Below are 12,304 nucleotides of genomic sequence, written 5' to 3' on the forward strand. Positions count from 1 at the left end.
GTGATCCCGAAGCGGGGGATCATGATGATATCGAGGCTGGCGTTGCTTCTGGGACTTGCGGCTCTGCCGGCCGTGGCTCTGTCGTCCAAGGGTGTTTGGGCACAGGCCCTTCCGGCCACAGACGCGGCGCAAGCGAGAGAACAGCGCACGTTCGCCGTTCCCGCAGGCCCTCTCGGCAACGCGCTCACGCTGTTCGGCCGGCAGGCCGGGCTTCAGGTCTCGGTCGATCCGGCGATCGTGAAGGGGATCACGACGGCTGGTGTCACGGGGACTCTCGCCATCGACGTCGCGCTGGAGCGACTGTTGAACGGCACAGGGTTGGTCCCGCGCATCATGGGCAACACATTGACGCTGCAGAAGCCGAACGTGTCGTCGGGGGCGCTGCAACTCGATGCCGTGCAGGTGCAGGGATATTCCGCCCCGCCGCAGGCCCTGATCGACAACCTTCCGCCCCCCTATGCCGGCGGGCAGGTCGGCAAGGGATCGCAGGTCGGTCTGCTCGGCGAGCGGGACGTGATGGACACGCCGTTCAACCAAACCAGCTATACCGCGCAGCTGATCCGCGACCAGCAGGCGCGCAGCATTGCCGACGTCGTCGCCAATGATCCCTCCGTGCGCATTTCGTGGCCCGCGGTCAGCTACACCACGCCGCTCGTCGTGCGCGGCTTTCCGCTGAGTAACCAGGATTTCGCGTTCAATGGCATGTTCGGTGCGGCGCCAGCGCTGACCGTGACGCCGGAATATCTCGAACGTGTCGAAGTGTTGAAGGGCACCAGTGCGATGCTGAACGGCATGGCCCCGTTCGGCAGTATCGGCGGTGTGGTCAACCTCGTACCGAAGCGTGCGGCGAACGAGGACCTCACGCGGCTTACCGCCAGCTACTTCTCCAGCGGTCAGTTCGGCGGCAACTTCGACTTCGGCCGGCGCTACGGCGACGACAAGGTGTTCGGGCTTCGCTACAACGGCGTCTTTCGCGCGGGCGATACGCCCGTCGATCGCCAGACCCAGGAGATCATCGCGTCGGTGTTCGGCGCGGACTTCCGCGGCGAGCGCTTCCGCGCCTCGCTCGACTTCGGCTACCAGAAGCAGAACTTCAACGCGCCGCAACGTCCGACCTATGTCGCGGCAGGGATTGCCGTGCCGCTGGCGCCCGGCGGACGCGCCAACTGGTTCCAGCCCTGGACCTTCGTCAACACGGAGGACATCTTCGGCGTCGCGCGGGCCGAGTTCGACATCTCGGCGGACTGGACGGTTTTCGGCGGCGCGGGAGCGCGGACCAACCGGTTCGAAGGCCTGACGGGCTTCGCCAACGTCAACAACGCGAACGGAAACCTGGTCGACACGGTGGCGACGTTCCCGTCGCGGACCGACCTGAACACACAGGAGCTCGGGATTCGCGGCCGGCTGCGCACGGGATTGCTCGATCATTCCCTGTCGCTCACCGGCACCCGGCTGGCGGGGACGGGCTATTCGCTCTACTCGCCCATCCTCAACACGCGGTCCAATCTCTACCTGCCGACCTTCGTCAACAATCCCAACGTCACCCTGCCGTCGCCGCCGAAGGTCAATGACCGCGAACTGACGAGCCTGGCTTTCGCCGACGTGGTCTCGGCTGCCGACGAACGGATCCAGCTCATCCTCGGCGGCCGCTACCAGCGCGTGCGGATCGACAACTTCAACGCCGCCGGTGCGGTGACCACGAGCTACGACCAGAGCGCGGTGACGCCGGGCGTCGGCTTCATCGCGAAGCCCTGGCAGAACGTATCCGTGTACGGCAACTACATGCAGGGATTGCAGCAGGGACCCACCGCGCCGGCCGGCACCGCCAATGCCGGTCAGGTGTTCGCGCCCGTCAAGTCGACGCAATTCGAGCTGGGGGTGAAGGTCGACTTCGGTCGCCTGACCACGACGCTGGCCGTGTTCCAGATCGAGCAGCCCGTCGGCATCACCAACCCGACGACCGCCGCGTTCAGCGTCGACGGGATGCAGCGCAACCAGGGCATCGAGATCAACGTGTTCGGCGAGCCTCTCTCCGGCTTGCGGGTGCTGGGCGGACTGGCGCTCACCAATGGCGTGCTGGTCAATACCGGCTCGGCGCTGACCAGCGGCAAGACGGCGACGGGCGTGCCCGGCGTGCAGCTCAATCTCGGCGCCGAATGGGACGCCTCGTTCCTGCGCGGACTCACCTTCTCGGGCCGCGCGATCTACACCAGTGCACAGTATCTCGATCCGGCCAACACGCAGAGCGTGCCGGCCTGGACGCGCTTCGATGCGGGCGTGCGCTACACCTTCGATCGGGCGGACGGAAAGCCGCTGTCGCTGCGCTTCAATGTCGAGAATCTCTTCGACCTGAACTATTGGGCCTCGGCCAACTCGACCTACGGCCTGTCGATGGGAGCCCCCCGCACGTTCCTGCTGTCGCTCAGCGCGGATTTCTAACCGAGGCCCGTCATCAACGCCTGACCGAGACCAGCGGCAGATCGAAGGGGGCGCTGGCGCCCTTGATATTGTCGGGCAGCGGCGAGTAGGGCGCGCCGGCGCGGACGCCGGCCAACACGCCCTCGTCGAAATCCGGTTCGCCGCTCGAACTGATGACGGTGGCGCCGAGCAGGCGGCCGTCGCGGGCGATGACGATCCGCACGACCGTCACGCCCCGTCGCATCTGAGTGTTCGACGTGTAGCGGTAGCCCACGATCTTGCGCAGAACCTCGGAGAGATAATTGTCCGCGACCTTGGCGCGCGCATAGGTGTCAGAAGGATTGACGAATCGATGCTGCGTCGGCGGCTCGGCGGAGGAGGCGGAGGGCGCCCGCTGCGAGGGTGCCGTCGAAAGCGGCGAGGGTTTCAGCTCGGGTTTCGGAGCAGGCGATGGCGGCCGGGGCGGCGTCGCGAGCGCTTGCTGTTGTGGCATGGGTTTGGGTGCCGGGGTGGGCTCGGCCGGCTTGGCCGGCGGCGCGGGAGCCGCCTTCTGGGGAGGGGGTGTTGGCCCCGCTTTCAGCCCCTGTTCCGTCGGCGGTTCCGCGCGGGCCTCGACGGGCGGCGCGGGGGGTGGCGGCGCGACCTCGGGTTCGGCGGGGAGATTCGGCTCCGCCTTGCTCTCGGGCGGCGGCGGGGGCGCGGGCGGTTGCTTCGATACCTGGCTGGTGGGCGGTGCCTGGGTCGGCCGGTCCGCGGTGACGGGCGCGGGAGGGCGCACGCCGGGAATGACCGGCGGCTGGGCCTGGGGGACTGGAACCGGACGAGGCTGGGCTGCGGGTGGCAGCGGAGGTGGCTCGGGCGCGGGCGGTTCTGGAGCCTTGGGCTGTTCGAACGAGACGGTGATGGCTTCCTCGACCGGCGGCATCGGCGGCTTCTGATGGGCGAGCCACCAGAGGGCCGCCGCCACGAGCGCATGCAGAAGGATCGCCAACGCGAGCGCGACGGGTGAGATGCGGTCTGACCGGTAGGAGAAGGCGCTGACGGCGTGGGCCACGAGGCGGGTTCTACAGCTTTTTTCCCCGATGCATGGCGTCCTCGGAGCGGGAGCGAGGGCCGGGGGACTGCCTGAGGCCGGGGCAGGCGATACCCTATAGAAAGGCGCCGCTCTGATCCTGCGGTTTGTTGTCCGTCATAGCGGTGGAATTGAGGTCGGATTGCGGCGGCCGGGTGCAGTCGCGGCAGGTCCCGCCCGGCCGCCCGGGCAGGACCTTCGCATCGAGGCTACTTGAACGAGATCGGCGGGGCGTCGTCGACGGAGGGCGGCGCCTGGATCTCGATCGTCACCTTGCTGGGATCGACGCCGGTGCCCTTGTCGAGGCTTGAGGTGACCATGCCGGGAAAGGCGATGACCAGCGCGACCATGACGACCTGGATGCACACGAACGGCACTGCGCCCCAATAGATCTGCGCCGTGGTGACGCCGTCCATCAGCTTGCCCGTGACCTTGTCGACATAGCTGCCTTCGGGGGCGACGGACCTCAGGTAGAACAAGGCGAAGCCGAAGGGCGGGTGCATGAACGAGGTCTGCATGTTCACGCCCAGCAGAACGCCGAACCATATGAGGTCGATGCCCAGGGCTTCGGCCGGCTTGGCGAGCAGCGGAATGATGATGAACGCCAGTTCGAAGAAGTCGAGGAAGAAGGCCAGCAGGAAGATCAGGATGTTGACGGCGATGAGGAAGCCGACGGCGCCGCCGGGCAATCCCAGAAGCAGGTGCTCGACCCACTGGTCGCCGTTCACACCGTAGAAGCTCAGGCTGAAGACGCGCGCACCCACCAGGATGAAAATGACGAAGGCCGTGAGCTTGGCCGTCACGTCCATCGCCTGCCGCAACAGGGCGAAATCCAGTCGTCGGTTGGCCAGTGCGAGGAGCACTGCGCCGGTGGCTCCCATCGCTCCGCCCTCGGTCGGGGTCGCTAGACCGATGAAGATCGTGCCCAGCACCAGGAAGATCAGCGCCAGCGGCGGCATCATCACGATGACGACCTGCTGGGCGAGCCGGCTCAGCAGTCCGAGCTTGAAGGCGCGGTTGGCGACGGCCAGCCCATAGGCGACCAGGCCCGACAGGGACGCGGCCCAGATACCCTCCCAGTGCAGTACGTGCGCCAGCACCAGGCTGGCTGCCACGACGCAGACCACGAGCACCAGCAGGGACGTATAGCCGGCGCTGCCATTGTCCTCCTTGAGCTGACGGGCTTCCGGCGGCAGCGCCGGCGCGACGCCGCGCGTGAAGATCGTCCGCGAAAAGACGTAGCCGACATACAGTCCGGTGAGGACGAAGCCCGGAATGATGGCGCCCTTGTACATGTCGCCGACCGACCGGCCGAGCTGGTCGGCCAGCACGATCAGCACGATGCTGGGCGGAATGATCTGGGCCAGGGTGCCCGAGGCCGCGATGACGCCGGACGCGAGTTTCCGGTCGTAGCCGTAGCGCAGCATGATCGGCAGCGAGATCAGGCCCATGGAGATCACGGACGCCGCCACCACGCCGGTCGTCGCCGCCAGCAGCGCGCCGACGAAGATGACCGCATAGGCGAGGCCGCCCGGCAGCGGTCCGAACAGCTGGCCGATCGTGTCGAGCAGATCCTCGGCCATGCCGGAGCGTTCGAGGATCAGTCCCATGAAGGTGAAGAACGGGATCGCCAGAAGGGTCTCGTTCTCGATCACGCCATAGAGCCGATTGGGCAGCGCCTGCATCAGGTTGGGCGTGAACAGGCCCAGTTCGATGCCGACGATTGCGTAGAGCAGTCCCAGCGCGCTCAACGAAAAGGCGACCGGGTAGCCGAGCAGCAGGAAGAAGATCAGCGACACGAACATGATCGGGGCCATCTCGGCCTTGACCCAGCCCGCGAGCACGCTTTGCGGCGCAAAGAAGGAAGACACCACCAGAACGGCGATGAAGACGAGGAAGAGATAGAAGATCCCGCGGAGAATTTTCATGGCGCGGGCCTCAGTGGGACGAGGGTGCGGTGCGCGGGTCGACATAGACCCCGAGCATCACGCCCACCTGCTTGATGATTTCCGAGATGCCCTGCATCAGCAGCAGGGCGAAGCCGACGACCATGATCAGCTTGACCGGCCAGCGGACCAGGCCGCCGGCATTGCTCGAATGCTCGTTGATCCGCACCGACTCCAGGAAGTAGGGCCAGCAGAAATAGATCATGATCAGGCAGAGCGGCACGAGGAAGAAGATATGGCCGAACAGGGCGATGCGATGGTTGGCCCGATCGGACAGGTGACTGGCGATGATGTCGATGCGGATGTGCTCCTTGCGTAGGAGCGCATAGCCGGCGCAGCCCATGAAGACGGCGGCGAACATGTACCACTGGAGTTCGAGCCAGCCGTTGGAACTGACGTTCAGGAATTTGCGGGAAATGGCGTTCAGGGTGCTGACCAGCACCATGACGAGGATCAGCCAGTACAGCGTGCGCCCGACGAATTCCGTTATGCGGTCGATCGCGGCACTCAATTTGAGAAGTGCGGCCATGTCTCGAAGCCTCCCCCTGTCCACGCTTATTTTTTTGTCAGCCACTAACCATTCTAATGCCAATTTTTCCCGGTGCCAGAAAATCCGAAGGGCAGAACTGCGAATTGATGTGCGACGCGTCGCTCCGCGTCAGAAGAAGATCAAAGTGAGCAACACGAAAAGCGGAAGGAGAATGCCGCACGACCAGGCCATGTAGCCGAAGAAGCTCGGCATCCGGATGCCGGCCTCCTCGACCACCGCCTTGACCATGAAGTTCGGGGCGTTGCCGATGTAGCTGTTGGCGCCCATGAAAACCGCGCCGCAGGAAATGGCGGCCAGGGTGCTGGCAAGGGCCCCCATCAACACGGTGGGATCGCCGCCGGCCAGGTTGAAGAAGACCAGATAGGTCGGCGCATTGTCGAGGAAGCTCGACAGGACGCCGGTCAGCCAGAAGTACCAGACGTCGTTGGGCTGGCCATCGGGGCCCGTCACCAGGGCGACCAGCGGCGCCAGCACGCCGTCCTTGCCGGCCCGCAGGATGGCCAGCGCCGGCGCGATGGTGATGAAGATTCCGGCGAACAGCTTGGCGACCTCGAGCATGGGAGCCCAGCTGAACCCGTTGTCGAGACGGGACGCCCGCGACGTCAGTCGCAGCGACAGGAAGCAGATGGCCACCAGAATCAGGTCGCGCAGGACGTTCTGCAGTTCGAGCGTGACGTGGAAGACCGTGAAATGGATGTCGGGCTTCCAGGTGCCGCTTGCCAGCACCGCCCCGACGATGACCGCCAACAGGATGATGTTGACGCCGCCCTCGATCCGCACCGGCGTTTCCGGCGTCGGGTCGCGCTTCGGCCGGCCCTCCTTGCGGTACCAGTAGCTATCGAGTGCGTAGAACAATGCCAGCAGCACGATGGCGCAGACCAGCATCTCCGAGAACAGGTGCGTCGTCGTCCAGAAGAAGCTGACGCCCTTGAGGAAGCCCAGGAACAGCGGCGGGTCGCCGAGCGGCGTCAGTGCACCGCCGATGTTCGAGACCAGGAAGATGAAGAACACGAAGACGTGGATCTTGTGCCGGCGATCGTCGTTGGCGCGGATCACGGGCCGGATCAGCAGCATCGAGGCCCCGGTCGTGCCCATCCAGCCCGCCAGCACCGTGCCGATCGCCAGCAGGGCCGTGTTCATCGACGGCGAGCCGTGCAGGTTGCCCTTGATGTGGATGCCCCCGGTCACGGTGAACAGCGCCGTCAGCAGGACGATGAAGGGGATGTAGTCGAGCAGCAGGAGGTGGACGACCTCGTAGACGGCGGTCGGGACACCGTGAATCAGCGCGAAGGGAATGATGATCAGCGCCGCCCAGGCGGCGGACACCTTGCCGAAATGATGATGCCAGAAGCTCGGCGCGGCGAGCGGCATGATCGCGATCGACAGGAGGATGCCGGCAAACGGGATCATCCAGGCGAGGCTGAGCTGGCGTCCGTCGATCGCCGGGGCGTCGGCCCCCGCGGCCAGGGCCGGCAGCGCGAAGGCAAAGGTGAGCAGGCCAGGGAGAAGGTGCCGGAGTTTCATCAGCCCACGTAGGTTGCAGTGACACCGCCGTCGACGGTGAGGGTATGGCCGTTGACGTAGCTTGCGGCAGGAGAGGCAAGGAAGATAGCCGCGCCGGCTATTTCCGAAGGGTCGGCCCAGCGTTTGGCCGGGCAGCGCAGCCGCAGCCGTTCCCCGGCTGCCGAATCGATCAGCGCCTCGTTGGTCTCGGTCGCGAAGAATCCGGGTGAGAGGGCATTGGAGGTGACCCCGGTGGCGCCGAGCTCCGAGGCCAGCGCGCGGGCGAGGGCTTCGAGGCCCGCCTTGGCGGCGATGTAGGACGACGCGCCGGGCGCGGCCAGCGTCGCGGCGATCGAGGTCACGAGAATGAGCCGTCCCCAGCCGCGTTCGACCATGCCCGGCACGAGCTGACGGATCAGCGCCTCGCCCGCCGACAGATCGGTGTCGATGAGGCGCGCGAAATCGTCGGACCCGATCTCGGTGAAGGGGCGGCGGTCCCGTTCGCCGACATTATGGATCAGGATGTCGATCGGTCCGGCCGTGGCAAGGGCCAGCTTCATGGCAGCTCGATCGGCCATCTCGAACGCCACCGCGTCGGCCGCCCGTCCGGCGACGCGCAGTTCGGCCAGCCGCAGCGCCAGCGTCTCCTGCGAGCGGCCGTGCAGCAGCACCCGGGCGCCCGCCTCGGCGAGGCCCTTGGCCATCTCCCAGCCCAGGCCACGGGCCGATCCGGTGATCAGCGCGGTGCGGCCGTCGAGGCGGAACTTCTCCGGAAAGGTCGACATGTATCGGGACATTCGGCTATTGCGACAGCCGACTTAGCTTTGGATTCGCATATGCTGCAACTGCCTAAAGTGATCGGCCATCGCGGCGCCATGGCCTATGCCCCGGAAAACACGCTGGACTCGTTCCGCGAAGCCCATCGCCGCGGCGCGACCTGGGTTGAGATCGACGTCAAGCTGACGGCCGACGGCGTGCCCATCGTGATGCACGATTCGTCGCTGAAACGGACGACCGGGGTCGACCGGCTCGCGTCCGAGATGCGCGCGGCCGAGCTGCCGCCGTCGGTGCCGACCTTCGAGCAGGCCATCGCCTGCTTCGGCGAGCTGGGCCTGGGCTGCAATGTCGAGATCAAGCCCTGCGAGGGCCGCGAAGCCGAGACCGCGCGGGTCACCGTCGACACCCTGCGCCGCCTCTGGCCGGCCGCGCTGCCGGCGCCGCTGCTGTCGAGCTTCAGGGACCTCTCCCTCGCCGCCGCCCGCGAGGCCGCACCGGAATTTGCGCGGGCGCTGCTGATCGACGAGATTAACGACGACTGGCGGGCGCGCGCCGAAGCGGTGGCGGCGGCCGGCATCAACACCAACGGCAAGCGCCTGACGGCGGTCCGCGCGGTCGAGATCCGCAAGGCCGGCTACGTGCTGAGCGTCTACACGATCAACGACGGGGACGTGGCTCGGGCGCTGGTGGGCATGGGTGTGCAGTGCGTCATCAGCGACGCGCCCGACGTGATCCTGGCCGCCCTCCAGTAGGTTCGACCATTTGGGGGTTGCGCTCGCTGCGCAGTCTTGGTGTTCTGTCATCAGACCGCAACAAAAGAGACACATCGCAGTCTTGCGGCCCGACGATACATCGCCGGGGATTCATTCTGGGAGAATTGATCGACATGACACGGACTGTACTGTCTTCCGTCGCCGCCGCGGCGGTGCTGGCGAGCGCGTCCACCGCGTTCGCCCAGACCGAGATCCAGTTCTGGCACGCCATGGGCGGCAATCTGGGTGAAACGGTCAACGCCCTCGCCGAGGGCTTCAACAAGTCGCAAACCGAATACAAGGTGAACCCGGTCTACAAGGGCTCCTATACCGAGACCCTGACGGCCGCGATCGCCGCCTTCCGCGCCAAGCAGGCGCCGCACATCGTGCAGGTCTTCGAAGTCGGTACGGCCAACATGATGGCGGCCAAGGGCGCCGTCTATCCGGTCTACCAGCTCATGGCCGACGCGAAGGAGCCCTTCGACCCGAAGGCCTATATCGGCCCTGTCTATGGTTACTACTCGACGCCGGACGGCAAGCTGCTGTCGATGCCGTTCAACTCCTCCACGCCGGTCCTGTACTGGAACAAGGAGCTGATGCAGAAGGCGGGCCTCGATCCGAACACGCCGCCGAAGACTTGGCCGGAGCTCGGCGAGATGGCCAAGAAGGCGGTCGCCGCCGGCGCCAAGTGCGGGTTCACGCCGCAGTGGCAGACCTGGACGATGATCGAGAATTACGGCGCCTGGCACAATCTGCCGTACGCCACGAAGGACAATGGCTTCGGCGGCATCGATATCGAGCTGAAGTTCAACGATCCGGCCCGCGTGAAGTTCATCCAGATGCTGGCCGACTGGACCAAGGACAAGACGTTCGTCTATGGCGGACGCGAGGGCAAGTCGACGGCGCTGTTCACCGCCGGCGACTGCGTGTTCCACATCGCCTCCTCCGGCTCGGCCGCGGGCATCGACAAGGCGTTGGGCGGCACGAGCAAGTACGGCATCGGCATGATGCCTTACTCGCCTGACGTGGCGCCCAAGCCGCAAAACTCGATCATCGGCGGTGCCACCCTGTGGGTGCTGCAGGGTCGTCCGGCCGGCGAGTACAAGGGCGTCGCCAAGTTCATGAGCTACCTCGCCAGCACGCCGGTGCAGGCCAAGTGGCATCAGGAGACGGGCTACGTGCCGATCACGCTGGCCGCCGCCGAGGCGACCGAGAAGGAAGGCTTCTACAAGAAGTTCCCGGGCCGCGAAGTGGCCGTCCAGGAGCTGACGCTCAACCCGCCGACGGCCAATTCCAAGGGCCTGCGCATCGGCAACTTCGTGCAGATCCGTGACATCGTCGACGGCGAGCTCGAGAACGTGTGGTCGGGCAAGAAGGACGCGAAGACCGCGCTCGACGACGCCGTGAAGGCGGGCAACGATCAGCTCAAGCGCTTCGAAGCGGCCAATAAGTAAAGCCTTGCCGTTGCTTTCCCCCTCCGGTCCTTCGGACCACCTCCCCCGCACGGCGGGGGAGGCTGGGAGGGGGAGGGCCGCGGACTAGCTCGATGGAAAAACGCGTCACCTTCAACTCACGCTGGCTGCCCTACCTTCTGCTGGGGCCGCAGATGATCATCACGCTGGTGTTCTTCTTCTGGCCGTCGGGCCAGGCGATTTACCAGTCGGTGCTGATCGAGGACGTCTTTGGCGGCAATTCCAAGTTCGTCTGGTTCGAGAACTTCGCCCAGCTCTTCAGGGACAACAGCTACGCCCACTCGGCGCAGATCACCGTGGTCTTCAGCTTCCTGGTGGCCGCCATCGGGCTCGGTGTCTCGCTGCTGCTGGCGGTGATGGCCGATCGCGTCATCCGCGGGGCCACCGCCTACAAGACCTTCCTCGTCTGGCCCTATGCCGTGGCGCCGGCTGTTGCCGGCGTTCTGTGGGGTTTCCTGTTCAATCCCTCGGTCGGCATCATCGCCTGGATGCTTCAGGGCATCGGCATCGAATTCAACTATGTGATCAACGGAAACCAGGCCCTTCTGCTGGTGGTCATCGCCGCGGTGTGGAACCAGATCAGCTACAATTTCCTGTTCTTCCTGGCCGGCCTGCAGTCGATCCCGAAATCGCTGATCGAGGCGGCGGCGATCGACGGCGCGGGCCCCGGCCGGCGCTTCTGGGACATCATCTTCCCGCTGCTCTCGCCCGTCGGCTTCTTCCTGCTCGTCGTCAACATCATCTATGCCTTCTTCGGGACCTTCGGCGTGGTCGATTCGCTGACCAAGGGCGGACCGGGCAAGTCCACGGAAATCCTGGTGTTCAAGGTCTTCAACGACGGCTTCCGCGGACAGGATCTTGGCGGCTCCTCGGCGCAATCGGTGATCCTGATGGTCGTGGTGATCGCGCTCACCTTCGTGCAGTTCCGCTTCATCGAGCGCCGGGTGCATTACTGATGGTCGAGAACCGGCCCTTCCTGACGATGCTGAGCCACCTCGTCGTGCTGCTCGGCGTGGTCATCATCGCCTTCCCGGTGTGGATGACGTTCGTCGCCTCGACGCACAGCCAGCAGACCATGCTGCAGTCGCCCATCCCGGTGCTGCCAGGCCCGCATCTGATCGAGAACTACGCGAAGGTGCTGACCGAGGGTTATGGCCGCGTCGGCAGCACACCGGTCATGATGACGCTCACCAACAGCCTGATCATGGCGTTGGGCGTGGCCATTGGGAAGATCGCGATCTCGATCACCTCGGCCTTCGCCATCGTCTATTTTCGCTTCCCCGGCCGGATGTATTTCTTCTGGGCGATCTTCGTCACGCTGATGCTGCCGGTCGAGGTTCGCATCGTGCCGACCTACGGGGTCGTCGCTTCGCTCGGCATGCTCGATTCCTATGCGGGCCTGATCATTCCCTTGATCGCCTCGGCCACGGCGACCTTCCTGTTTCGTCAGTTCTTCCTCAGTGTACCCGATGAACTCACCGAGGCGGCGCGCGTCGACGGCGCGAGTCCGATGCGCTTCTTCTGGGACATCCTGCTGCCGATGAGCCGGACCTCGATCGCGGCGCTTTTCGTGATCCAGTTCATCTACGGCTGGAACCAGTATCTCTGGCCGCTTCTGATCACGACCAAGGAAAGCTATTACACCGTCGTCATGACGGTCTCGCGCCAGGCCAACGTGGTCGATTCGGTGCCGAGCTGGAACCTGCTGATGGCCATGGCGATGCTCGCCATGCTGCCGCCGGTGCTGGTGGTCGTGTTCATGCAGCGCCAGTTCGTGCGCGGCCTGGTCGAAACCGAGAAGTAGGCGAGACGGA

General features: G+C 65.4%; 10 protein-coding genes. 5 read left to right on the plus strand and 5 right to left on the minus strand.

The features are described from left to right. Nucleotides 1–21: 21 nt before the first annotated feature. A complete protein-coding gene (locus ACO07K_RS28470; RefSeq protein ID WP_422033779.1) occupies nucleotides 22–2,439 on the plus strand; it encodes a TonB-dependent siderophore receptor in 2,418 nt (805 codons plus the stop codon). Between the two features lie 13 nt (nucleotides 2,440–2,452). On the opposite strand, the gene ACO07K_RS28475 is transcribed toward ACO07K_RS28470, so the two are convergent. The 5 genes from ACO07K_RS28475 to ACO07K_RS28495 form a co-directional block, all read right to left on the minus strand. After that, complete coding sequence (locus ACO07K_RS28475) at nucleotides 2,453–3,472, minus strand: TonB family protein (protein WP_422033780.1); 1,020 nt, start codon at nucleotides 3,470–3,472, stop codon at nucleotides 2,453–2,455. 227 nt (nucleotides 3,473–3,699) lie between these two features. Then, complete coding sequence (locus ACO07K_RS28480; protein WP_422036719.1) at nucleotides 3,700–5,307, minus strand: TRAP transporter large permease; 1,608 nt, start codon at nucleotides 5,305–5,307, stop codon at nucleotides 3,700–3,702. Nucleotides 5,308–5,428: 121 nt separating this feature from the next. Then, nucleotides 5,429–5,965 carry a TRAP transporter small permease subunit gene (locus tag ACO07K_RS28485; protein ID WP_422033781.1) on the minus strand — a complete coding sequence of 179 codons (537 nt, stop codon included), beginning with the start codon at nucleotides 5,963–5,965 and terminating at the stop codon, nucleotides 5,429–5,431. A 129-nt stretch (nucleotides 5,966–6,094) separates the two neighbouring features. Then, nucleotides 6,095–7,510: a sodium:proton antiporter gene (locus tag ACO07K_RS28490; protein ID WP_422033782.1), complete on the minus strand. Its 1,416-nt coding sequence runs from the start codon at nucleotides 7,508–7,510 to the stop codon at nucleotides 6,095–6,097. Next, nucleotides 7,510–8,274 (minus strand): SDR family oxidoreductase, encoded by a 765-nt coding sequence (locus ACO07K_RS28495; protein ID WP_422033783.1) that lies wholly within the window; start codon nucleotides 8,272–8,274, stop codon nucleotides 7,510–7,512. Before ACO07K_RS28495 ends, ACO07K_RS28490 begins: the two co-directional genes overlap by 1 nt. Before the next feature lie 51 nt (nucleotides 8,275–8,325). On the opposite strand from ACO07K_RS28495, the gene ACO07K_RS28500 reads away from it, so the two are divergent. The 4 genes from ACO07K_RS28500 (at nucleotide 8,326) to ugpE (ending at nucleotide 12,294) form a co-directional block, all read left to right on the plus strand. Further along, nucleotides 8,326–9,018: a glycerophosphodiester phosphodiesterase family protein gene (locus ACO07K_RS28500; protein WP_422033784.1), complete on the plus strand. Its 693-nt coding sequence runs from the start codon at nucleotides 8,326–8,328 to the stop codon at nucleotides 9,016–9,018. Between the two features lie 134 nt (nucleotides 9,019–9,152). Continuing rightward, on the plus strand, nucleotides 9,153–10,472 hold the full coding sequence (gene ugpB / locus ACO07K_RS28505; protein WP_422033785.1) for a sn-glycerol-3-phosphate ABC transporter substrate-binding protein UgpB: 1,320 nt from the start codon (nucleotides 9,153–9,155) through the stop codon (nucleotides 10,470–10,472). A gap of 92 nt (nucleotides 10,473–10,564) precedes the next feature. Continuing rightward, on the plus strand, nucleotides 10,565–11,446 hold the full coding sequence (ugpA, locus tag ACO07K_RS28510) for a sn-glycerol-3-phosphate ABC transporter permease UgpA (protein ID WP_422017807.1): 882 nt from the start codon (nucleotides 10,565–10,567) through the stop codon (nucleotides 11,444–11,446). After that, nucleotides 11,446–12,294 (plus strand): sn-glycerol-3-phosphate ABC transporter permease UgpE, encoded by an 849-nt coding sequence (gene ugpE, locus ACO07K_RS28515; RefSeq protein ID WP_422033786.1) that lies wholly within the window; start codon nucleotides 11,446–11,448, stop codon nucleotides 12,292–12,294. The genes ugpA and ugpE overlap by 1 nt, the downstream gene beginning before the upstream one ends. The last annotated feature ends 10 nt before the right edge of the window (nucleotides 12,295–12,304 follow it).

The organism is Reyranella sp. (assembly GCF_965228225.1).
Classification (GTDB): domain Bacteria; phylum Pseudomonadota; class Alphaproteobacteria; order Reyranellales; family Reyranellaceae; genus Reyranella.

Excerpts from the sequence above, each read along its gene's own strand:
- ACO07K_RS28485 (WP_422033781.1), bottom strand. The coding sequence starts at position 5,965 with ATGGCCGCACTTCTCAAATTGAGTGCCGCGATCGACCGCATAACGGAA.
- ugpE (WP_422033786.1), top strand. The coding sequence starts at position 11,446 with ATGGTCGAGAACCGGCCCTTCCTGACGATGCTGAGCCACCTCGTCGTG.
- ACO07K_RS28470 (WP_422033779.1), top strand. The coding sequence starts at position 22 with ATGATGATATCGAGGCTGGCGTTGCTTCTGGGACTTGCGGCTCTGCCG.
- ACO07K_RS28495 (WP_422033783.1), bottom strand. The coding sequence starts at position 8,274 with ATGTCGACCTTTCCGGAGAAGTTCCGCCTCGACGGCCGCACCGCGCTG.
- ugpA (WP_422017807.1), top strand. The coding sequence starts at position 10,565 with ATGGAAAAACGCGTCACCTTCAACTCACGCTGGCTGCCCTACCTTCTG.
- ugpB (WP_422033785.1), top strand. The coding sequence starts at position 9,153 with ATGACACGGACTGTACTGTCTTCCGTCGCCGCCGCGGCGGTGCTGGCG.
- ACO07K_RS28490 (WP_422033782.1), bottom strand. The coding sequence starts at position 7,510 with ATGAAACTCCGGCACCTTCTCCCTGGCCTGCTCACCTTTGCCTTCGCG.
- ACO07K_RS28480 (WP_422036719.1), bottom strand. The coding sequence starts at position 5,307 with ATGGCCCCGATCATGTTCGTGTCGCTGATCTTCTTCCTGCTGCTCGGC.
- ACO07K_RS28500 (WP_422033784.1), top strand. The coding sequence starts at position 8,326 with ATGCTGCAACTGCCTAAAGTGATCGGCCATCGCGGCGCCATGGCCTAT.